Annotated in this window: 29 protein-coding genes; 23 read left to right on the forward strand and 6 right to left on the reverse strand. The window is 61.8% G+C overall.

Annotated features, from left to right (window positions below):
- Positions 1-79 precede the first annotated feature (79 nt).
- From pspA to C1T17_RS14395, 10 genes are all read left to right on the forward strand, one after another.
- Entirely contained in the window at positions 80-751 is a 672-nt protein-coding gene (gene pspA / locus C1T17_RS14350) for a phage shock protein PspA (RefSeq protein WP_104954029.1), read from the forward strand.
- A 4-nt stretch (positions 752-755) separates the two neighbouring features.
- A complete protein-coding gene (pspB, locus tag C1T17_RS14355; protein ID WP_104954030.1) occupies positions 756-1,022 on the forward strand; it encodes an envelope stress response membrane protein PspB in 267 nt (88 codons plus the stop codon).
- 1 nt (position 1,023) lies between these two features.
- Positions 1,024-1,404, forward strand: a complete 381-nt coding sequence (gene pspC / locus C1T17_RS14360; protein WP_104954031.1) for an envelope stress response membrane protein PspC — start codon at positions 1,024-1,026, stop codon at positions 1,402-1,404.
- Between the two features lie 105 nt (positions 1,405-1,509).
- Positions 1,510-1,761 (forward strand): hypothetical protein, encoded by a 252-nt coding sequence (locus tag C1T17_RS14365; RefSeq protein WP_104955246.1) that lies wholly within the window; start codon positions 1,510-1,512, stop codon positions 1,759-1,761.
- Between the two features lie 65 nt (positions 1,762-1,826).
- Positions 1,827-2,075, forward strand: a complete 249-nt coding sequence (locus C1T17_RS14370) for a hypothetical protein (RefSeq protein ID WP_104954032.1) — start codon at positions 1,827-1,829, stop codon at positions 2,073-2,075.
- Between the two features lie 60 nt (positions 2,076-2,135).
- Entirely contained in the window at positions 2,136-2,564 is a 429-nt protein-coding gene (locus tag C1T17_RS14375) for a SufE family protein (protein ID WP_104954033.1), read from the forward strand.
- Positions 2,565-2,576: 12 nt separating this feature from the next.
- A complete protein-coding gene (locus C1T17_RS14380; protein WP_104954034.1) occupies positions 2,577-2,990 on the forward strand; it encodes a GFA family protein in 414 nt (137 codons plus the stop codon).
- Between the two features lie 88 nt (positions 2,991-3,078).
- The gene (locus tag C1T17_RS14385) at positions 3,079-4,026 is read left to right on the forward strand and encodes a hypothetical protein (protein WP_104954035.1); all 948 of its coding nucleotides are present in this window, start codon (positions 3,079-3,081) and stop codon (positions 4,024-4,026) included.
- A gap of 55 nt (positions 4,027-4,081) precedes the next feature.
- On the forward strand, positions 4,082-5,260 hold the full coding sequence (locus C1T17_RS14390) for a vWA domain-containing protein (RefSeq protein ID WP_104954036.1): 1,179 nt from the start codon (positions 4,082-4,084) through the stop codon (positions 5,258-5,260).
- Between the two features lie 98 nt (positions 5,261-5,358).
- Positions 5,359-5,688, forward strand: coding sequence for a hypothetical protein (locus C1T17_RS14395; RefSeq protein WP_223262620.1), 330 nt, complete (start codon positions 5,359-5,361; stop codon positions 5,686-5,688).
- A gap of 33 nt (positions 5,689-5,721) precedes the next feature.
- Here C1T17_RS14395 and C1T17_RS14400 read toward each other — a convergent pair whose 3' ends face one another.
- Positions 5,722-6,819 (reverse strand): anhydro-N-acetylmuramic acid kinase, encoded by a 1,098-nt coding sequence (locus C1T17_RS14400; protein WP_262982703.1) that lies wholly within the window; start codon positions 6,817-6,819, stop codon positions 5,722-5,724.
- 31 nt (positions 6,820-6,850) lie between these two features.
- Between C1T17_RS14400 and tyrS the strand changes: the two genes are divergently transcribed.
- The 3 genes from tyrS to C1T17_RS14415 all read left to right on the forward strand — a co-directional run bounded on the left by tyrS (position 6,851) and on the right by C1T17_RS14415 (position 8,931).
- Positions 6,851-8,068: a tyrosine--tRNA ligase gene (tyrS, locus tag C1T17_RS14405; RefSeq protein ID WP_104954038.1), complete on the forward strand. Its 1,218-nt coding sequence runs from the start codon at positions 6,851-6,853 to the stop codon at positions 8,066-8,068.
- A 148-nt stretch (positions 8,069-8,216) separates the two neighbouring features.
- Entirely contained in the window at positions 8,217-8,543 is a 327-nt protein-coding gene (locus tag C1T17_RS14410; protein ID WP_189338359.1) for a PilZ domain-containing protein, read from the forward strand.
- A 49-nt stretch (positions 8,544-8,592) separates the two neighbouring features.
- Positions 8,593-8,931 (forward strand): hypothetical protein, encoded by a 339-nt coding sequence (locus C1T17_RS14415; protein ID WP_104955248.1) that lies wholly within the window; start codon positions 8,593-8,595, stop codon positions 8,929-8,931.
- Here the strand turns inward: C1T17_RS14415 and C1T17_RS14420 are convergent.
- Together C1T17_RS14420 and C1T17_RS14425 are read right to left on the reverse strand one after the other, a co-directional pair.
- Positions 8,925-10,040 carry a mechanosensitive ion channel family protein gene (locus tag C1T17_RS14420; RefSeq protein WP_104954040.1) on the reverse strand — a complete coding sequence of 372 codons (1,116 nt, stop codon included), beginning with the start codon at positions 10,038-10,040 and terminating at the stop codon, positions 8,925-8,927. The two genes, C1T17_RS14415 and C1T17_RS14420, sit on opposite strands and share 7 nt — an antisense overlap.
- An 86-nt stretch (positions 10,041-10,126) precedes the next feature.
- Positions 10,127-10,771: a peptidylprolyl isomerase gene (locus C1T17_RS14425; protein ID WP_104954041.1), complete on the reverse strand. Its 645-nt coding sequence runs from the start codon at positions 10,769-10,771 to the stop codon at positions 10,127-10,129.
- A 275-nt stretch (positions 10,772-11,046) separates the two neighbouring features.
- On the opposite strand from C1T17_RS14425, the gene C1T17_RS14430 reads away from it, so the two are divergent.
- Positions 11,047-12,348 (forward strand): UDP-glucose dehydrogenase family protein, encoded by a 1,302-nt coding sequence (locus tag C1T17_RS14430; protein ID WP_104954042.1) that lies wholly within the window; start codon positions 11,047-11,049, stop codon positions 12,346-12,348.
- A 102-nt stretch (positions 12,349-12,450) separates the two neighbouring features.
- Here C1T17_RS14430 and ctrA read toward each other — a convergent pair whose 3' ends face one another.
- Together ctrA and C1T17_RS14440 are read right to left on the reverse strand one after the other, a co-directional pair.
- Entirely contained in the window at positions 12,451-13,158 is a 708-nt protein-coding gene (gene ctrA / locus C1T17_RS14435; protein WP_104954043.1) for a response regulator transcription factor CtrA, read from the reverse strand.
- Between the two features lie 154 nt (positions 13,159-13,312).
- Positions 13,313-14,206 (reverse strand): LysR family transcriptional regulator, encoded by an 894-nt coding sequence (locus C1T17_RS14440; protein WP_104955249.1) that lies wholly within the window; start codon positions 14,204-14,206, stop codon positions 13,313-13,315.
- Between the two features lie 112 nt (positions 14,207-14,318).
- On the opposite strand from C1T17_RS14440, the gene C1T17_RS14445 reads away from it, so the two are divergent.
- Positions 14,319-15,056: a pirin family protein gene (locus C1T17_RS14445; RefSeq protein ID WP_104954044.1), complete on the forward strand. Its 738-nt coding sequence runs from the start codon at positions 14,319-14,321 to the stop codon at positions 15,054-15,056.
- A gap of 103 nt (positions 15,057-15,159) precedes the next feature.
- Entirely contained in the window at positions 15,160-15,759 is a 600-nt protein-coding gene (gene wrbA / locus C1T17_RS14450) for an NAD(P)H:quinone oxidoreductase (protein ID WP_104954045.1), read from the forward strand.
- Here wrbA and C1T17_RS14455 read toward each other — a convergent pair.
- The gene (locus tag C1T17_RS14455) at positions 15,714-16,748 is read right to left on the reverse strand and encodes an acyltransferase family protein (RefSeq protein ID WP_104954046.1); all 1,035 of its coding nucleotides are present in this window, start codon (positions 16,746-16,748) and stop codon (positions 15,714-15,716) included. The two genes, wrbA and C1T17_RS14455, sit on opposite strands and share 46 nt — an antisense overlap.
- Positions 16,749-16,820: 72 nt before the next feature.
- On the opposite strand from C1T17_RS14455, the gene C1T17_RS14460 reads away from it, so the two are divergent.
- From C1T17_RS14460 to C1T17_RS14490, 7 genes are all read left to right on the forward strand, one after another.
- Positions 16,821-17,504 carry an RluA family pseudouridine synthase gene (locus tag C1T17_RS14460; RefSeq protein ID WP_104954047.1) on the forward strand — a complete coding sequence of 228 codons (684 nt, stop codon included), beginning with the start codon at positions 16,821-16,823 and terminating at the stop codon, positions 17,502-17,504.
- Between the two features lie 18 nt (positions 17,505-17,522).
- On the forward strand, positions 17,523-17,948 hold the full coding sequence (arfB, locus tag C1T17_RS14465) for an alternative ribosome rescue aminoacyl-tRNA hydrolase ArfB (RefSeq protein WP_104954048.1): 426 nt from the start codon (positions 17,523-17,525) through the stop codon (positions 17,946-17,948).
- 44 nt (positions 17,949-17,992) lie between these two features.
- Positions 17,993-18,478, forward strand: coding sequence for a GAF domain-containing protein (locus C1T17_RS14470; protein ID WP_104955250.1), 486 nt, complete (start codon positions 17,993-17,995; stop codon positions 18,476-18,478).
- A 200-nt stretch (positions 18,479-18,678) separates the two neighbouring features.
- The gene (locus C1T17_RS14475) at positions 18,679-19,707 is read left to right on the forward strand and encodes an RcnB family protein (protein ID WP_104954049.1); all 1,029 of its coding nucleotides are present in this window, start codon (positions 18,679-18,681) and stop codon (positions 19,705-19,707) included.
- Between the two features lie 154 nt (positions 19,708-19,861).
- Positions 19,862-20,134, forward strand: a complete 273-nt coding sequence (locus C1T17_RS14480) for a hypothetical protein (RefSeq protein ID WP_104954050.1) — start codon at positions 19,862-19,864, stop codon at positions 20,132-20,134.
- Between the two features lie 143 nt (positions 20,135-20,277).
- Entirely contained in the window at positions 20,278-21,096 is an 819-nt protein-coding gene (locus tag C1T17_RS14485) for an arginyltransferase (protein ID WP_104954051.1), read from the forward strand.
- A gap of 9 nt (positions 21,097-21,105) precedes the next feature.
- On the forward strand, positions 21,106-21,453 hold the full coding sequence (locus C1T17_RS14490; RefSeq protein WP_104954052.1) for a DUF952 domain-containing protein: 348 nt from the start codon (positions 21,106-21,108) through the stop codon (positions 21,451-21,453).
- The last annotated feature ends 84 nt before the right edge of the window (positions 21,454-21,537 follow it).

Here is a 21,537-nt window from a genome sequence, read left to right on the forward strand (position 1 = left end):
GACTTTACCCCAGCCGGGGCGGACAAGCCCCCAAGTCCGCCCCGGCACCCCACGAGCCATTCTTCAGGAGTATAACAAAATGGGCATTTTTTCCCGAACTCGCGACATCATTGCCGCCAACGTCACTGACTTGCTCGACAAGGCCGAAGATCCCGCGAAGATGATCCGCATGATCATCATGGAAATGCAGGAAACGCTGGTCGAAGTCCGCGCCGGCGCTGCTCGCACGATCGCGGATCAGAAGGAAATGCGCCGCCACATCAGCAAGCTGGAAGGCTTGCAGGAAAGCTGGACCGAAAAGGCGCAGCTCGCGCTTTCCAAGGGCCGCGAAGACCTTGCCAAGGCGGCATTGGTCGAGAAGCAGAAGGCCGCAGACATGGCCGACCAGCTTAAGTCCGAGATCACCGTTCTCGATGACTCGCTCAGCGCTTCGGAAGAAGATATCGCGAAGCTCCAAGCCAAGCTGCGCGAAGCCCGCGCTCGCCAGACCAGCCTCGCCACGCGCATGGAAAGCGCCGAAACGCGCCTGAAGGTTCGCGAAATGTATGCCGGTGAAAAGGTGCAGGACGCCTTCGCCCGCTTCGACATCCTGGAACAGCGTGTCGACTTCGCCGAGGGCCGCGCGGACGCGATGAACCTGGGCGGCACGCCGCCGACGCTTGAGGAAGAGATCGCCGCGCTCAAGTCCGACGAGAAGGTCGAAGCCGAACTCGCCGCGATGAAGGCCGCGCAGCAGAACAGGGAAGGCTGATCCGATGGAGGACGTATTCCTGCCCATCATCATCGTTGGCATCCTGTTCCTCGGCCTGCCGTGGGTGATCTTCCACTACATCACCAAGTGGAAGACATCCGCGACACTCACCAACGAAGATGAAGCGATGCTCGACCAGATGCACGAGACGGCCCGCCGCCTGGACGACCGCCTCGCCACGATCGAGCGCATCATCGCCGCCGACAACCCCGATTTCCGTCCCGCTCGGCCGGCAGCCGACGACGACTACAGCTTCGACCGGAGAAACTGACATGACCGCTCGCAGAACGAAATTCTACCTCGACAAGCAGAACGCGAAATGGAGCGGCGTGTGCGCCGGCATCGCAGACTATACCGGGATCGACGTGATCTGGGTGCGTGTGGGCGCCGTGCTGGTGACCCTGATGGGCGCTTTCCCGTGGACGCTGATCGCTTATGGTGTGGCCGTCTGGCTGGCCGACAAAAAGCCCGCGGGGCTGTATTCCGACAAGGAAGACGCGAAATTCTGGCAGGGCGTCCGCAGCAATCCCGCCCGCAGCACCCGCGACGTGCGCTCCAAGTTTCGCGACATCGACCGCCGGCTGGCCGACATCGAAGTCTACTACACCAGCCGCAACACGCGCCTCGCGAACGAGATCGACAGCCTGCGCTAAGCGCTAGGTAGATCACCGTCTGTCGACACCATCCGTCGCTGGTCGAAAAGTTGCGCCCTGCCTATGACGGGCCTGCAAACGACCGCAAGTAAAGAGGACATCATCATGATTGCGACATGGATCTGGGTGCTGATCCCACTTGCTGCCATCGGCGTAAAGGGTTTCCGTAGCTGGCTCACCCTCAAGGAACGGCAGTTGGAGGCGCAGTCCCAGCAGACTGCCGAGACGACCGCCCAATATGCAGCCCACACCGAACGGCTGGAACAGCGAGTGAGGGTGCTGGAGCGGATCATCACAGACAAGGGCGTGGCACTGTCCGACGAAATCGAAAAACTGCGCGACGCTCCGCTGAATTGAATCAAACGACAGGGATAACGGCATTGCCCCTGCACGGGCAGTGCCAAACAAAAGGGAAAAGCACGATGCAAGACCCACTCATCTACCTGACGATTGCGATGAGCGGCCTGTCCGCAATCGCCATCGTCGCCATGACGGCCCTGAGGGGCTGGAACGGCTGGCTGGACCTCAAGCGCGCGGAACTGCTGCGCCCTGAGCCTCAGCGCAATGACGGGGAATCCGCCACCGCCTCGGTCGGCAGCCGGATCGAAGTCGCGGATCTTAAGGAACGCATTCGCAAGCTCGAAGCGATCGCCGCAGGGGTGGACCTGTAAATCCGATTCACTTTTTGCCCCGCCGCTTCCCAGCCCGCCTTTTTCCCCTATATCCCAGGCATGACCCAGACTCTTCCCAAGTTAGACGACCTGCTCGAAGAATATGAATTCCTTGACGCCGACGATCGCTACCGGCTGCTGATCGACCTCGGCAAGCAACTGGAAGAGATGCCTGCCCCCCTCAAAACCGACGCGACCATGGTGCGCGGATGCTCCGCCTCCGTCTGGGTGTATCCGGTGGCGCGCGAGGACGGCACGCTGCATTTCCTAGCGGACAGCAATGCCGCCATCACCAAGGGCATCATCGCGCTCGTCCTCACGACTGTGCAGGACCGGCCCGCCTCGACAATCGCGCAGGCCGACATTGCCGAGGCGCTCGCCCCGTTCGACCTGCGCAATCAGCTAAGCTCCAACCGGACGCAGGGCATCCCGAACATGATTGCCTTGATCCGCGAAACCGCAACGCGCTACGCTCAGGACAACGGATAGAGGAATAAGAACATGGCGCATGGCGGCGGCTGTCTATGTGGTGCAGTCCGGATATCGATCGACGCGGAGCCGATGGCCGCGCGCATGTGCTGGTGCCGCCTTTGCCAATATCTCGGCGGCGGCAGCGGTACCGTCAACGTCTGCTTCCCCGCCGACAAGGTCACTACCACTGGCGAAGTCCGCTGGCATGAGAGTGTTGCGGACAGCGGCAATGCGATGAAGCGCGGCTTTTGCCCCACATGCGGTACACCTCTGTTCAGCATTGCGGAAAGCCGCCCGCATTTGACCTTCATCCGTGCCGGCGCGCTTGACGATCCGGACCTGCTTGGCCCGCAGGCCGTCATCTGGACGAGCGCCGCGCCGCATTGGGCGCATTTCGATTCCGGCCTTCCGCAGCATCCCGAGCAGATACCGCCCGTCGCCTAGCCAAATCAGCGCTTGCGCGATCATGCGACTCATGTGATCTTCCCCAGCGACAAAGCCTCAAAAAGAAGGCACCGGATGAGGATATTCCATGCGCCTTTCGCTTTTTGCTCTCGCACTTTGCCTCGCCGCCCCGGCGGTCGCGCAAGCTGAGGAAACCGACAACTGGACTACGGCTGCTGACACCGTCCATGCGCGCGCTGCGGGCATATCCCTGCCTCAGCAGGCCGGTAGCCTGACGATCGTCAAGACGGGCGAAGTTTCGGATCAGGGTCCGGGCACGGACAGCTACGCGCAATATATTTCGGAAGACAATGTCGTGCAGGCAACCGTCTTCATCTACAAACCCGGCTTTGCGGACACCGCGATCGCGGCATTGGGCACGGAGCGCGCTCTGATCGAGCGTTTCGGCCCCGCTACGCAGCGCATATCGCAGAACGTGACGGCCGCTGGCGGTCGGGATGGCGTGGCCCTGCGTACGATCTATTCCGGCGCTGCCGAGGGGCAATTGGTGCTCGCGGCAGCGTTCATCCGTTCCGGCGACTTCATCGTCAAGCTGCGTGTGACGGCGACAAGCGACCGGCTGGCGGACGTGGAAGCTGGACTGGACGGCATATTGAAGGCGATGCGCTTCGATACGCCGGATGATCTCCGCGCGGCCAATCTGGTGAAAGTAGCGGATTGTGCATCCGCAGCGCAGTCGAGGCCGACTTTGACCACCCCGTCATTTCCGCGAGACGGTGCCGACGCATTGTGCCGCCGTGGTGTCGTGACGGTCGGCGACGCCAGTTTCGATATGCTTCAGCCCGCCGGTCGCGATGCCGCCAGCGCGTTGCTGGTACCGACCGATGACGCAGGCGGCTTGCTGCGGTTCGACCGCATCGCGGATGGCAGCGGCTACAGGCTCACGCGCTACGGCGCTGAAGCAGGCGGCGCACCAGTACAATATAAGGCTCTCCCCGACGCCCAGCAGATCGCCGCGATCATCGGCGGCAAGGGTGCCAACCCTGCGAAGAATACTGCGACCGCGTTGAAATAAGATCCTGATGGCGCGGAGTCTGGTCAACCCGGCTACTGCCGCCTAAGACGGCGCCATGTTCTTTTCCTTCCTCGACGAATTGCGCGCCGCCGGAATACCTGCGGGCGTCAAGGAACATCTGGTGCTGCTCGACGCGCTGGAGCGCGATGTGATCGCCCGACGTCCGGAGGAGTTCTACTATCTGGCCCGTGCCACCTTCGTGAAGGACGAAGCGCTGTTCGATCGCTTCGATCAGGTGTTCTCGAAGGTCTTCAAGGGGTTGGAAGGCGAATATGGCGTCGGCCAGGCGGACATTCCTGAAGAATGGCTGCGCGCCATCGCCGAGAAGTATCTCAGCCCCGAAGAAATGGAAAAGATCAAGTCGCTGGGCGATTGGGACGAGATCATGGAGACGCTCAAAAAGCGTCTTGAGGAACAACAGGGTCGCCATCAGGGCGGCAGCAAGTGGATCGGCACCGGCGGCACTTCGCCTTACGGCAATGGCGGCTACAATCCCGAGGGTGTCCGCATCGGTGGCCAGAGCACGCACAAACGCGCCCTGAAAGTGTGGGAACAACGCGAGTTCCGTAATCTCGACAACGAAAAAGAACTCGGCACGCGCAACATCAAGATTGCGTTGCGCCGCCTGCGCCGTTTCGCCCGCGAAGGCGCGGCGGAGGAACTGGACCTGGACGCCACGATTCGCGGCACGGCTCGTCAGGGCTGGCTCGACATCCGGATGCGCGCCGAACGCCGTAATGCGGTCAAGCTGTTGCTGTTCCTCGATGTGGGCGGATCGATGGACCCGTTCATCTCGCTGGTCGAGGAACTCTTTTCCGCCGCGACAGCCGAATTCAAGAACCTCGAATTTTTCTACTTCCACAACTGCCTCTACGAAGGCGTGTGGAAGGACAATCGCCGCCGTTTCACGGAGCGGACCCCGACGTGGGACATCCTCCACAAATATGGCCACGACTATAAGGTCGTGTTCGTCGGTGATGCGGCCATGAGCCCCTATGAGATCACGCATCCCGGTGGCAGCGTCGAACATTTCAACGAGGAGGCTGGCGCGGTTTGGATGCAGCGGATAGCCAACACCTATCCGGCAACCGTGTGGATCAACCCGACGGCGGAACAGCACTGGACGTATAGCCAGTCCACGCAGATCATCCGTCAACTGCTGAACGACCGGATGTACCCTCTCACGCTTACGGGCCTTGACGACGCCATGCGTGAGCTGACGCGTAAGCGCTGATACACTTTGCGACACTAAATCCGCTGGCTGACACACCCTTGCGACGGACCCTTTGTAGACCGGGATCATTGTTCACCGGCCAATGAAGGAGTACCAAAATGGCTAGTACGAAGACTTTGATCGCCGCCTTGATTGCAACCGCAACGCTCGCTACGCCCATGGCCGCCAGCGCCGCGCCATGGCAGAGCATCAACCAGCGCCAGGCCAATCTGGAGCGTCGGATCGACCAGGGCGTGCGCAATGGCGCATTGAACCGCAACGAGGCGCAGCGCCTGCGCGGCCAGTTCCGCGATCTCGCAAGGCTGGAAGCGGATTATCGCCGCTCGAATGGCTTGTCTCGCCGCGAGCGCTTAGACCTCGACCGTCGCTTCGACGCGCTGAGCAGCCGCATCAAGATCCAGAAGCAAGACCGCCAGCGTCGCCATTAAAGACCACGGAGAGGGAGCCTACCGATGGCTCCCTCAGTCCACCTCGAACAATTCGCCGCCCGTCATAGGCTCAGGCACACCTGTGGTTCCCGGAAAGCTGATTGGCAAACCCATGATGCTGCGCACCGCCATATAGGCGAAACCTTCCGCCTCCACGCTGTCGCCGTTCCAACCGAGCATATCGACAGATTCCACCGCAATCCCGGTCACCTCGCGCAGCATCTGCATCAGCGTCACGTTATGCCGTCCGCCGCCCGCGACATACATTGTCGTCGGTCGAGCCGGCAATTGCCGCAGCGCCAGCTCCACCGAATGCGCCGTAAACGCGGTCAGCGTCGCGGCACCATCCGCCAGCGAGAGACCGCGCACCGGCTGCACCGTGAAGTCCTCGCGGTCGATGCTCTTGGGCGGCGGCACGTCGAAGAACGGATGATCCAGCATCCCCGCCAGCACGCTTTCATCCACCCGCCCCGTCGCGGCGACCGCACCTCCTTCGTCGATGGGCTTGTCCCCCTCCACCTGCATCCAGTTGTCGATCAGCCCGCTCGCCATGCCCGTGTCGAAAGCCACTAGCGCATCGTCCACCCCGATATACGTGATGTTCGCCACGCCGCCGAGGTTGAGGATCGCGACTGGCTTCGGCAACTTTGCCGCCAGCGCGCGGTGATAAACAGGTATCAGCGGCGCGCCCTGCCCGCCTGCTTCCACGTCCGCACTGCGCAGATCCGCCACCACCGGAATCCCGAACGCACCCGCCAGTGCGTCCGCGTCACCGATCTGCCACGTCCAGCCAAGGTCCGGCTTGTGCGCGACAGTGTGTCCGTGAAAGCCAATGACATCGACATCCTGCGCCTGCCATCCGCTCCGCCCCAGCAGGTCCGCCACCGCTTCGGCATGGGCCTGCGTCATCTCCGTCTCGACGGCGTCGATCAACGGCTCGAACTCGGGATCGTTCATCGCCATCGCCCGCGCGCACGCCTCCGCCAGACGCACGCGGAACCCCTCGTCATAGGGCGTCCCGTGGAAGGCGATCCGCTCCACCATCCCCTCGCCATCGGTGCGGATCAGCGCCGCATCGATGCCATCGCGCGACGTGCCCGACATCAACCCAATTGCAACCCTGCTACCCAAGCGTCCTTCTCCATGCTAAGCGCGCCGCGCTATGAGCCAGTACACATCCGATCTCCTCCGCTTACTCGACACGCGCGGCTACATCCACCAGCTAACTGACGCGTCGGGCCTTGATTCACTCGCGAGCAAGGAGATCGTGCCGGGCTATATCGGTTTCGATCCGACCGCACCTTCGCTCCATGTCGGCAGCCTCGTCCAGATCATGATGCTCAGGCGTCTCCAGCAGGCAGGCCATAAGCCCATCGTCCTGATGGGCGGCGGCACCGGCAAGATCGGCGACCCGAGCTTCAAGGACGAAGCGCGCAAGCTGATGACGACCGAGACAATTGCGTCCAACGTCGCCAGTATCAAGCGCGTGTTCGAGAAGTTCCTGACCTTCGGCGACGGCCCGAGCGACGCCATCATGGTCGATAATGCCGACTGGCTCGACAGACTCGAATACATCCCTTTTCTGCGCGACATCGGCCAGCACTTCTCCGTCAACCGGATGCTGAGCTTCGATTCTGTGAAGACGCGGCTGGACCGCGAACAGTCGCTCTCATTCCTCGAATTCAACTACATGATCCTGCAAGCCTATGATTTTCTTGAGCTGTCGCGCCGCTCCGCCTGCCGGTTGCAGATGGGCGGGTCGGATCAGTGGGGCAACATCGTCAACGGCATCGAACTGTCGCGCCGCGTCGACGGTACGCAAGTCTATGGCCTGACCACGCCGCTCATCACCACCGCAGACGGCGGCAAGATGGGCAAGACCATGAACGGCGCGGTGTGGCTCAATGCCGACGCCCTGCCCGCCTATGACTACTGGCAATTCTGGCGGAACACACAGGATGCCGATGTCGGGCGCTTCTTGCGGCTGTTCACCGATCTGCCGCTCGCCGAAATCGCCCGTCTTGAAAGACTGGAAGGCGCGGAAATCAACGAAGCGAAGAAGATCCTCGCCGACGCCGCGACGGCCATGGCGCACAGCCCGGAAGCCGCAAGCGCCGCCGCCGAAACGGCGCGCAAGACGTTCGAGGAAGGCGCAAGCGATACCAACCTCCCCACGGTCGCATTGGTCGATGGCGCATTGAACGTAGTGCAGGCCAATGTCGCACTGGGCTTTGCCGGGTCGAACAAGGAAGCGCGCCGGAAGCTCGGCGAAGGCGCGATTCGCGTGAATGGCGATGTCGTTTCCGACCCCAATCATATCTTGCAGCCCGGCGACAAGGTAAGCTTCGGCGCGAAAAAGCACGGAATCGTCATCGCCTGACTGCTGAAGCCCAAATTTACCAACTTATTGAGACTAAAGGATTAAGGCTGAAACGCCTGTTAACCAACGACCTTCACATCGCGTCAGGATGCATCGGCCTACTGTAAGGCAACGCGTTGATATAAAGGGTGGTTGTGTGACGAAAACAATGCGGGCTACCAAAATCGACTCTGCTGCCACCCAACGCCGGGCGCAGCGGGATCTAGTGGACTTCGGAACGCGAGCTACCAGCCGGTCGGGGGTGCACGAAGTTCAGATCGTGAATGTCTCGCCGCTCGGGCTGATGGGGCGCACGCAAAGCACGATAGCGGCTGGCGAGAAGTTGCTCTTTGAACTCCCACATATCCGGCGTGCCGAAGCGGTCGCTCGCTGGGTGGAGGACGGCCGGGTTGGCGTGGAATTCACCAAACCGATCGAGTCGGATCATTACACGATGATGCTGGCCTTCATGCCCAAGCGTCAGATGCAATGGTGACGGCCATCGTCGCCCATTGACGGCGCGGATGGCCGCCGTAGAAGGCAGCATGGCAAGAGCAGACAGACTGGAGCGCCTCGACGCGCAGCGGCAGTATCTTGAGGTGGAATACCGCAAAACGCTGGAGGCCGCGCTGCAAAGCACGGCTGCGGGCACCTGGGGTCTGTTCGATCATCGCCAGGATCGGCTGGAGCGTGCCGCCATCGCGCCCGTCATCGAGACGCTGGAAGAACTTGGCGAAAAGCTGGATGCGATCCGCGAACAGCTTTTCATGGAGCCGTTCGCGCTCCATCACGATTTCATGGCGACCCGCGGCCCGGTCAAATCCAGCGCCGTCGGCGAACCCAAGCAAGCCCGCGCCTGGCTGGAGCGCCTGAAAAGCTACTGATCCGAGCCGCCATTCACCGACTGCGCCATGGTGAATGCACTCACTCCTTCACCCTGCTCCAGCCGCTGCCGCGTTCGGGGCAATGCCTCGGGCATTTCGGTGCGCAAAAACTCCATGACCGCCTCCCGCACCTCGCAGCGCAAGTCGAAGGCGATACCCGCATTGCGCGCGCTCAATAGCCCTCTCAATTCGAGTGCATCAGCCTTGTGCTCCGTCACTTGAAGGATAGCGACACGCTTGTCCCACAGCGGATTGGCCTGCGTCGCCCCCACAAACTTGTCGCGAATACGCTGCACGTCCGCTTGCGGATCGACATAGAAGAACACGGTGCCCAGCAGCTCGCTCTTCTGCAACGTCCAGTTCTGAAACGGTTTTTCAAGGAACCAGGCGACCGGCACCACCATCCGGCGGTCATCCCACAGCTTCAGCACCACATAAGTCAGGGTGATGTCCTCGACTCGCCCCCATTCGCCTTCCACGATGACGACATCGTCCAGCCGGATCGGTTCGCTGAACGCCATCTGGATACCCGCGATCAGGTTCTTAAGCGCAGGCTGCGCCGCTGCACCCACCGCCAGACCGACGAGGCCCGCCGACGCCATCAGCGTCACCCCGATCGTCCGCACGCCTGGAATCGCGATCAGCATCAATGACAGGGCGACGAAGCCGATCAGCACCTGCCCGATGCGATACAGGATACGCACCCGCGTATGCCGCCGCCGCGCTTTCAGGTTGTCCTCGACCGTGATGTCACTGTCGAGTTCAACGATGGTACGCCCCGCGCGCAGAATATTAAGCGCCAGCCAGCCCAGCACGCCCGCGAACACCATCTTCGATCCGATCGACCAGATGGCGGAGACGGCGGGCGAGAGCGTCAAAGGCTGCAACGCCAACCCGACGATCAGGAGTACCAGAAACCACCGCGTCGGCTGCCGGACGGCTTGCAAGAGAATGCCCTCATTGCGCCCATGGGTGCGAACCGTGATCTTCTTCGCCAGCGCGAACACCGCCCAATGCACGGTCAGCGCGATGATCAGGCCCAGGATGATGGATATCACCGCCGCCAGCGAAATACCGGCGTAGGTAAGTTCAGACAATCGTATCGCCATCGCCAAGCAACGTCACGCCTGCGATATGGTTGCGATGATTCCTTAAGCGGTGGCCTCAGCGCGATGTGACGCAGACCGCCGCCGCGTTACTTGGCCGGTACCACGCGCCGCGCGTTGAGGATCGTGATCGTCGGGCTGAGCATCTGCCCCTTCATCACGCCTTCGCCTTCAGTCGGGGAGGTCGGCGCGGCGAGGATACGCTGCACCACGTCCATGCCCTCCACCACGCTCCCAAACGCCGCGAATCCGGCGATGTCACCCTCGCCTGTCGGCTGTGCGTCCATCGATGGCATCGGGCCCATGGTGATGAAGAAGTCGCCATTGGCGCTGCCGGGTTCGTAGCGTGCCATCGATATCGTTCCGGCCTCATGCGTAATGCCAGTGACGCTCGTCGGCTCATGCGCGATCGGCGGCAGCACGCGCTTGGGGTCGTTGCGCGTTCCGCCCTGAACAAAGCCAAGCTCCGGTCGGCCCGTTACGCGGAGCGCGCGATAGAAGCTGGTTCCGTCAAGCCGCTTCTGGTCCACATATCGCAGGAAATTCGCCGTCGTGACCGGCGCACGAGCGGCATCCAGCGCCAGAACAATCGGCCCGGCGCTCGTATCCAAGCGTACCTGCACTAACTTGGGTTGTGGCGCGGGCTGCGCCGCCACATCAGCCTCCTCCCGCTGCGCTTGGGCAGCAAAGGCGGGGACCATCATCAAAAGAGCGGCAAGGGCAAAGCGTATCATGCGTTAGTCCTACCTAAAATCGCGATCGGTTGAACAATTATCAAGCTCCGAAGTGGTCGGTAAACTAGAGCCATAATGGCTCTTGTGCTAGCGAGCGCTCGCTGTATTTTGCAGTGCAACATTTTGGGCATATAGGAACCGCGAGACTGCAACGGGGGGAATGCATCGCTATCGTCATACTTGCATCCTCCTGTGGATTCGCGGCGTCCTGCCGTCCACTCTGCCCGCCTTTCGGCACCATCTCACCATTTCTCAACAATATCGAGGTCTAGTCCATGCACATCACGATGATTGGTTCAGGCTATGTCGGCCTGGTATCGGGGGCCTGCTTCGCGGATTTCGGACATGATGTCGTCTGTGTCGACAAGGACAAGAGCAAGATCGACGCGCTGCTCGCCGGACGCATCCCGATCTTCGAACCGGGTCTGGACGAACTGGTCGCACGCAACGTCGCTGCAGGTCGCCTGCGTTTCACGACCGATCTCACCGAAGGCGTCGAGAATGCCCATGCCGTATTCATCGCCGTAGGCACGCCCTCGCGCCGGGGCGATGGCCATGCCGACCTGTCCTATGTATACGCCGCTGCTGAAGAAATCGCCCACGCGATCAAGGGGTTCACCGTCATCGTCGACAAGTCTACCGTTCCTGTGGGGACGGGCGACGAAGTCGAGCGCATCATCCGTGAGGCCAATCCCGACGCGCAATTTGCCGTCGTCTCCAACCCCGAATTCCTCCGCGAAGGCGCGGCGATCGATGATTTCAAGCGACCCGACCGCATCGTCATCGGCGGCGATGATCCGCGTGGCCTGGAAGTCATGCGTCAGGTTTATCGTCCGCTTTACCTCAACAAATCGCCCCTGATCGAAATGAGCCGCCGTGGCGCGGAACTCACCAAATATGCGGGCAACGCCTTCCTCGCGACGAAGATCACCTTCATCAACGAGATCGCGGACCTGTGCGAAAAGGTCGGCGCGGACGTTCAGGACGTGGCGCGCGGCATCGGCCTCGACAACCGCATCGGCGCCAAATTCCTGCACGCGGGTCCGGGCTATGGTGGCTCCTGCTTCCCCAAGGACACGCTGGCGCTGCTCAAGACCAGCCAGGATTATGACGCGCCGCAGCGCATCGTCGAGGCGGTGGTGGCCGTCAACGACAACCGCAAGCGCGCCATGGGCCGCAAGGTCATCGCCGCAATGGGTGGCGACGTACGTGGGAAAACCGTCGCGCTGCTCGGCCTCACCTTCAAGCCCAACACCGACGACATGCGCGACAGCCCCGCCATCGCCATCGCGCAAACGCTGGAAGACGCCGGCGCCATCGTCCGCGCCTATGACCCCGAAGGCATGGAGTCGGCCAAGAGCCTGCTGCCCAAGGTTGTCTATTGCTCGGGTGCCTATGATGCCGTCGACGGTGCCGACGCGCTGGTGATCGCGACCGAATGGGACGCCTTCCGCGCGCTCGACCTTGACCGGATCAAGAGCCTGCTGACGCAGCCGATCATCGTCGACCTTCGCAACGTCTACCCCCGCGCCATGATCGAAAGCGCGGGCTTTGCATACCACGGCGTCGGCCGCTGACACCCTTCCTCTGAAGCGGACAAGCGAAAGGCCCGGCAGTTCTCACGAACTACCGGGCCTCGCCCCAAACGGTACTGTCAGCCTTGCATCGAACCTGAAAGATCAGGCGACGCGCGCTTCCAGTTCCGCATCTTCATCGGGATCGCGCAGCACATAGCCGCGGCCCCAAACCGTTTCGATATAATTGTCGCCACTGCACGCCAGCGCCAGCTTCTTGCGCAGCTTGCAGATGAACACGTCGATGATCTTGAGTTCCGGCTCGTCCATCCCGCCATAAAGGTGGTTGAGGAACATTTCCTTGGTGAGCGTCGTGCCCTTGCGGAGCGAGAGCAGCTCCAGCATCGCATATTCCTTGCCGGTCAGGTGAACGCGATTACCGTCCACTTCCACCGTCTTGGCGTCCAGATTGACCGCCAGCTTGCCAGTGCGGATGACCGACTGGCTATGTCCTTTTGAGCGGCGGACCACGGCATGAATGCGCGCGACCAATTCGTCGCGATGGAAAGGCTTGGTCACATAATCGTCCGCGCCGAAGCCGAAGCTGCGCACCTTGCTGTCCATCTCCGCAATGCCGGACAGGATCAGGACGGGCGTCTGCACCTTGGCGCTACGCAGCTTCTTGAGCACGTCATAGCCATGCATGTCGGGCAAGTTGAGGTCGAGGCAGATGATGTCGTAATCATACAGCTTGCCCAGATCGAGACCTTCCTCGCCCAAGTCCGTCGTATAAACGTTAAAGCCTTCGGTAGTCAGCATCAGCTCGATCGCCCTTGCGGTCGTCGGCTCGTCTTCGATCAGCAGCACGCGCATTATGCAGCCCCTTTTTAAAGGTTTGGGTCCATCCCCCTGTATCAGGACGACCGCAATGGAATTTCATTAACCAAAATCTCTCTAAACGTAAAAGGTTAATTTTCGGCTAACCCCTAGAATGTTTAACGTATTTGTTAAAAATTTTCCAACACTCTCACTGCACCAAAGCCTTCGCCAAATAATCGAGGCAAGCCTCGACTCGCGCAGGACGCAATCGGGATGGCGGCGTCACCAGATGGAGGCCGATCGGGGCGCCTTGCCACTCCTCCAGAACCGCCTCGAGCGTCCCCGCGGCAAGATCGTCGCCAATGATGAAGTCCGGGAGAAAAGCGATCCCGATCCCCGCCCGCAGCGGAGCCAGCATAGCATCGCCGCTATTTGACATCATGCGCGGGTGTGGCTGAACCGCGACCGTCTCTCCCCCTGCGCGGGCAAAGCGCCAAATCTCCGGATTGGAAAGGTTGGTATAGAGCAGGCAATCATGATTGCTGAGGTCCGAGGGGTGCATGGGGCGGCCCTTCTTGGCGAAATAGCCCGGGGAGGCGACGTAATGGCCCACCACATCGCACAACCGCCGCGCGCGCAAAGAACTGTCCGGCATCGCGGCAATGCGCAGCGTGGCGTCAAGCCCGCTTTCCACCAGGTCGATCCGTTCGTCGGAGAGATGCAGGTCGATGACGATCGCCGGGTGCAGCGCCATGAACTCCGCCAGGATCGGCGCCACGCGCTTCAACCCGAAGCTCATCGGCGCGCCGAGCCGGACAACGCCCGCAAGTTCCGCGATCTCATCCCGCGCCGCTTCTTCGGCCGCCAGCCCTTCCTCCATGATTCGCGCAGCATGATCGGCAAGCCGCCGCCCGCTTTCGGTCAGCGCAAGACGACGGCTGGTCCGGCTGAACAGGCTGGTGTCCAGATGCTGCTCCAGCCGCGTGATCGCCTTCGACACGGTGGCTTTGGAAACCGACATGGCCCGCGCGGCATCGGTAAAGCTGCGATGCTCCACCACGGCGGCGAACATGGCCCATGCTTCAAAGTCTGGAAGCCTCATCGGGAAACAATCCGTTTCATACCTGCCTATTTCTGAAACGATCGTGGCGGCTATATCGGAGGAAATCAAGTTCGAAAGGCGAAGCCAAGGCGACGCCGGAAAGGAAGTTGCAATGATCGACACTGCCACCCTGAATGACACCCGCCTCGCCCAAGTCGAGCGCCGCCCCTTCGCATCGCTGGGCCATGCCAACCATGGCTGGCTCAATGCACGCCATCATTTCTCGTTTGCCGATTATCATGATCCTGCCCGCATGGGCTGGGGCAACATCCGCGTCTGGAATGACGATGAGATCGGCGCGAACAGCGGCTTCCCGCCGCACCCGCATCGCGACATGGAAATCATCACCTATGTCCGTAAGGGCGCGATCACGCACAAGGACAGCATGGGCAATGAAGGCCGCACTGGCGCTGGCGATGTTCAGGTGATGAGCGCCGGAACCGGTGTGCGCCACGCCGAATATAATCTGGAGAATGAGACGACCACACTCTTCCAGATCTGGGTGCTGCCCCGCGAAGCTGGTGGTGCGCCAAGCTGGGGTGCGAAACCGTTCCCGCAAGGCAATCGCTCCGGCAAGTTCGCGGTGCTCGCAAGCGGCTATGACAGTGACGCCGACGCCCTGCGCATCCGTGCAGATGCCCGGCTGCTGGGCGCTACGATCCAGGCAGGCGAAACCCTGACCTACGATATGGCGGACGGTCGCTACGCCTACATGGTCCCCGCGACCGGCCGCATCGAAGTCAATGGCGAGGTTTTCGAAGCCCGCGACGGCGCAGCCATTCGCGGCGGCGGAACCATCGCCATAAAGGCCTTGGAGGACAGTGAAATCGTGCTGGTCGATAGCCAGTAAGACCTGCCCTCCGCCGTCCGCGCCCTGCCCCTCCCCCTCCCTTTTGGGGCGCGGACGGCAACTTTTCCGTCCACTTCACCCTCCACAACTGAAAGGAACTTTCATGGCAAAAGTGCTCGTCCTCTATTATTCGACCTACGGCCATATCGAGACGATGGCGAACGCCGTAGCCGAAGGCGCGCGTTCCGCCGGCGCAACTGTGGACATCAAGCGCGTGCCGGAGACGGTTCCCGAAGCCGTAGCGACCGCCAACCACTTCAAGATCGATCAGGCCGCGCCTATCGCCACAGTCAACGAACTGGCGGATTACGATGCGATCATCGTCGGCACCGGCACGCGCTTCGGCCGCATGTCCAGCCAGATGGCGGCGTTCCTGGATCAAGGCGGCGGCCTGTGGGCGCGTGGCGCGCTGAACGGCAAGGTCGGCGGCGCATTCACGTCGAGCGCCACGCAACATGGCGGTCAGGAAACCACGCTATTTTCGATCATCACCAACCTGCTGCACTTTGGCATGACGGTCGTCGGCCTGGACTATGGCCACGCAGGGCAGATGACCAATGACGAGATCGTCGGCGGCGCGCCCTATGGTGCCACGACAGTAGCAGGCGGCGACGGCAGTCGTCAGCCGACGGCCATCGACCTGGAAGGCGCACGCTATCAGGGCCGTCGCGTCGCCGAAGTGGCGATCAAGCTCCACGGCTGACGCTCTGACGCGCGGCTGTTCGCTACACCCAGCAACAGCCGCGCCGTCACCCTGTTCGCCTTCAACAGATAGTGCACGGCGAACGGAAGCAGGACCGCCAGAGCCAGCAGCGCAGGCTTTGGCAGGTGCCCCGACAGGTAATGCACGATCGGTACATGCATATACATCACCGTCAATGACGCCGCACCAAGCCGCCGCAAGGGCGCGATGTTCACGATCGGAAAGCGCGCTACCCGAAAGATCAGGAACGATATCGCTACGGCTCCGGTCATGGAAAAGAGCGGCCAGCCATAATCCCCAGCCTTCATGTTGATCGCAGACCCGGAGACCAGCGCGGCGGCCGCCAGCGCCGCTAGCGGCACCCACAGAACCGGTCGCCAAGTCACGTCCGCCCACACCCATCCGACCCAGAGCAGCACCAGCGCCATCGGCACTGTCAACAATCCCAGCGGCGAAACGTCAGTCGCCCTGCCAAGCGCATAAGCGAGGATCAGACTCAGTCCCGCGATCACTAGCCATGGCCATCCAAGCCGCTTCGGAAATCGCATCCCCACCACATTGCACACTATCCGCGCGATGATCAGGCACGGCACGAACCAGAACACCGTAAACGGCCCGCGCAGGTCCGATCCCCCGAAAGCAACCCGCCAAAGGTCTCCCGGCCAGTCATGAAACACCGGCCGCACGCCGCGCAGTCTCTCGAACCAGACGTCGAAACCCACCGCGAGCGCCAGCCACAGCACATAGGACTGCCCCTGCGTCTCGATCTGCTTCCGCGCGAAATTCAGCGACGGCTGCGGCCTGAACAAATAGCCCGAGATCAGGAAGAACAGCGGCATGTGAAAGGCATAGACGGCGTCCCGCACCGCACCGCGCGTCCACACATGCCCGACCACGACAGCCACAATCCCAATGCCCTTCGCTGCATCGATCCACTCCAGCCGCTCGCGCGGTTTACCTGCTTCCGCGGCTGCTCTTCCCCCGTCCATGGCAAATGCCTATAGGAACGCCAAATCGCGTCAACTGCCGCGCCTATTTCCTCGCACTCATCGGAACCCGTTGTGACCCTGCTTGCCGACCGCGTCCTCTTCATCGATGGCGAAGCGATCATCCTCGACAAGCCTGCGGGCCTCCCTGTCGATCCCCCACGCGACGGATCGCTCAGCCTGGAAAATCATCTCGATTCCCTGAAATTCGGTTTCCAGCGCTGGCCGCTTGCGGTGCATCGCCTCGACCGCGACACCTCCGGTTGCCTCCTCCTCGCGCGCAATCCAAAGGCGCATAAGCGCTTCGGGCAGGCGTTCGACAACGGACAAGTCGCCAAGACCTATCTCGCCGTCCTCGAAGGCGTCCCCGCGCAGGAGTCCGGCGAAATCGATTTGCCGTTAAAGAAAGTCAGCAGTGCCGAGGAAGGCTGGCGCATGGTCCCCGACGCCAAGGGCAAGCCCGCCCTCACCCGCTGGACGATGCTCGCTCATAAGGACAACCGCGCCCTCATCAGCTTTGCGCCCACCACGGGCCGCACACACCAGATCCGCGTGCATGCGCTCCACGGCATCGGCTTCGGCATCGTCGGCGATCCAATCTACGGCACACCCGATGACGGCGCGATGTTGCTGCACAGCCGCTTCCTATCCATCGCCCGCGCCAACAAACCGCCGGTCGAAGCCACGGCTCCCCTGCCGCCGCACTTCATTGAGGCAGGCTTCACGCCCGACCTCCTGCCTGCGTCTGATGGTGGATGAGCGAGACGGTCGAACGCCATGGTCGCCATCCCCGTCACACGCTCCATATCGATAGATAGCGACGAGATAGTCGAGAGCTACACGCGGTCGAGTGGCGCGGGTGGTCAGCATGTGAACACGACCGACAGCGCGGTGCTGCTGCGCTTTGATGTCTCCAATTCTCCCAACCTTCCCGATGCCGTTAAGAACCGTCTTGCGGCTCTGGCGGGATCGCGCATGACGCGCGACGGCGTTCTGGTCCTGCGGAGCGAAGGATCACGCTCGCAGCTTCTCAATCGCGAGGAGGTTCGCGGGCGTCTTATCAGCCTGATAGCGGAAGCGACCATCGTTCCGAAAAAGCGCCGTCCGACGAAACCTACGAAGGCATCGCAGACGCGTCGGGTAGATGGGAAGACCAAGCGCTCAGCGGTGAAAGCTGGCCGCGGCAAAGTGTCGTTCGACTGACGCGGGACATGGACGGCGGCCGTCCCGCGTCCTATCTTTGCATCATGTTCGATCTCAAGACCCCCGACACCATCGACAAAACCGCACTCTACGCGGACCTCAACGCCGCCGCCGATGCGCTGACCCGCGACGAGCCTGACGCCATCGCCAACATGGCGAACCTCTCGGCACTGCTCTGGCAATATCTGCCCGACCTCAATTGGGCGGGCTTTTACCGCATGGTATCTGGCGAACTCGTCCTCGGCCCGTTTCAGGGCAAAGCCGCCTGCATCCGCATCCCGCTCGGCAAGGGCGTATGCGGCACCGCCGCCGCCACGCGCGAGACGCAGTGCGTCGAAGATGTGCACGCCTTCCCCGGCCACATCGCCTGCGATGCCGCCTCACAATCCGAAGTGGTGGTGCCGGTAATCCATGCTGGGCAGGTCATCGCCGTGCTCGATCTCGACAGCCCCTTGCCCGCACGCTTCGACTCGGACGATGTTGCGGGGCTGGAACAACTGGTCGCGCTGATCGCTGGGCGGATAGTCTGACAGGTTAACTATCTTTCCCTTCGCCATTGCCGCCAAGTAACTGATTTTGGTGGTGCCGTTGCTCCGTTTCGGCACAGTCTCATCTGCCGGAATCCTTGGAAATCGGCGGGTGGCGATGCTAAATCCTTCGTTAACTTGGGGCCATTGCCGCAGTGCGATCCGCGCTGCCTGTCGGCCAGACGACACAGGGAGTGTTAACGATGCGGACCCTTTTGATCCCCGGCCTAGCCATCCTGGTTCTCGGCACTGCCGTTCCGGCGCTTGCCCAGCCAGCCCCAGCCAGGGCCACAGCAGCGCCCGGCAAGACCGTGGTCCGCACCGCACCGCGTTGGGGTCAGCGCGTTCAGGGGCGCTGGCATGGCGGCGTCAACGCGCCGGGCGGCTATGTCGCCTATCGTCGCCCCGTCCCCGGCTTCACGCTCCCGCGCTATTGGATTCAGCCCAGCTTCTTCATCGGCAACTATGCGGCCTATGGCCTGCCCGCCCCGCGCCCCGGCTATGGCTGGTCGCGCTACTATGACGATGCGGTGATGACCGACGCCTTTGGCCGCGTCGTTGAAAGTCGTGACGGCATCCATTGGGAAGATTTTGACGGCGGCTATGATGACGATCAGCCTCGCTATGCCGAACGCCGCGACCACGGCCTGGGCGGCGCAGCCATCGGCGCTGTCGCAGGGGGCATCGCAGGCAATGTCATCGCCGGTCGCGGCAACCGCACGGTCGGCACGGTCGTCGGTGCGGCGGCGGGCGCTATAGCAGGCGCGGCCATCGACAAGAACGAGGATCGCCCTCGTCGGCAAGAGCAACATTGGGCCGATAATGGCGACTGGAGTGGCGACTGGGATCATGAGCGCGATCGCGGTCCCGACCGTGGCCCACTCCCGCCGCATCATGGCGGCCCGCACCATGATCGCGGCGTCACCTACGACACAGCCTACGACGGCCACTGGACCGGCACCTGGACGCGCGAAGACGGCAGCACTTACAGCGGCGAATATACCGGCCGATTCGAGGGCGACGTCGAAGGCGGCTATGCGCCTCCCCATTGGGCCGGCGGAAGGGGCGAGAGTGGCTACTTCTCGGGCGGCTATTATTACCCCGCCCCCACCGTAACGACGATCACTATCCAACCCTCGGCGCCGACCTATACCGAAACGGTAAGCTATGAGACCGTGCGGGTGCCGAACCTGCACCGTGCACCGCGCTATAAGACGAGATGCCGGTGCTAAAAAGCTAATCGGGCGTGCCGCCTGTGCTTTTCAATAGCTTATGAGGTCACACGCCTAAGACGCGTTGCAAATTATCGCCAGAAAAGGTCTTTTCGACGAGTTCATTAACATTTCGCGCTGTCATTGCGGGCACGATGCCCATATCGGGCACGCAATGGAGTATGCCGACGCTTACACGACGTTCGAAACCCAGGGGCGCGCCTTGCCTCTCCTCATCAGGGGCGATGCGCTTTCCCTGCTTCGCGATACGTTCGGCGGCTCAGACGATGCACGCGAGTTGATCGCCGAAAATCACGAGACGATCGACGCGATTGTGCACTTCCTGATCGAAGAGGATACCCACTGGCAGTGGTCATTGGAGATCGACCGCGAAACTATGCTTCGTTGGGGGCGTCAGCGCGATCTTTGGCATTGGAAGCCGGTTTGAGGACCGCGCGCAACAGCATCGGCCTAGACCCAACTTTACGTGCATTCATGGTAAAGAAGCTTTTAATCCGCGCCCACGCACGCCATAAGATGTTAACGATTCAACCCCGCCCTCCGGCGCGCTAACGACAGGACGAGATTGCAGTGAGCGCACCTTTCCGCTTTCCCCGCTTTTTCGTCACCAATCCAAGTCCTTGCCCCTATCTGCCGGGTAAGAGCGAGCGGAAAGTGTTTACCGAACTGTCCGGCGAACATGCGGGCGAATTGAACGACGCGCTTGGCCGGATCGGCTTCCGCCGCAGCCAGAACGTAGCGTATCGCCCAAGCTGCGCGGATTGCTCCGCCTGCGTGTCGGTTCGGGTTGTCTCCGACGAATTTAGGCCCAACGCCACGCAACGTAAGCTGCTGCGCCGTAACGAGGATCTGGTCGTCACCGCCTGCAAGCCGTGGTCGACCGAAGAGCAATATGCGCTGCTCCAGCACTATCTCCAGTCGCGGCACCCCGGCGGCGGCATGACCGAGATGGACGAAATGGACTATGCCGACATGGTCGAGCAGACACCCGTCGACAGCCATGTGATCGAATATCGCGAACCTAGTCTTGATGGCCGCCCCGGACGTCTTGTCGGCGCCTGCCTGACGGATCGGCAAGCGGACGGCCTGTCGATGATCTACAGCTTCTTCGACCCATCGCTGGAAACGCGTCCCGGCCTCGGCAACTTCATCATCATGGACCACATCCTGCGTGCGCGCCGCGCGGGGCTGCCCTACGTCTATCTGGGTTACTGGGTCGCCGGGTCGCAACGGATGCAGTATAAGGTCCGCTATCGCCCGCTCGAAAAGCTGGGCCGGACGGGCTGGACTCGCTTCGATCCCGATGAGCAGAGCGATGCGATCCGCGAAGTCGCCAATCGCGACGAGCCACCGCTGCCCGTCGAACTGCACGGCGTCTTCCGTAAATAGGACAGCTTCATGCCCGACATGTTCGCCTACAAGATTCTGACGACCGACGAATTTGCCCAGTTGCGGAACGACGGCCATTTCGCAGGATCGCCTGCGGACCTTGAGGACGGCTACATCCACTTGTCGACACAGGAACAAGCGGCGGAGACGGCGGCGAAGCATTTTGCCGGACAGGATCACCTCGTGCTGGCCATGATCGATCTCGTGCCGCTCGGCGAGCTTGTGAAGTGGGAGGAGTCGCGGGGCGGCCAGCAATTTCCGCATCTCTACGGCTCGCTTCCCCTAGGCGCTGTCACCAAGCATGTCGTCCTACGCACCGATGCCGAGGGCAAGCATCAGTTTCCAGCAGGTTTTTAAAGCCTCTCGATCACGCATCGGATCGCTGCAAAACACGCGTTTAAGCGTCAACTTCACGATCCGCTTCGCCCCTTAGGCACCGCG

The organism is Sphingobium sp. SCG-1 (genome assembly GCF_002953135.1).
Lineage (GTDB): Bacteria > Pseudomonadota > Alphaproteobacteria > Sphingomonadales > Sphingomonadaceae > Sphingobium.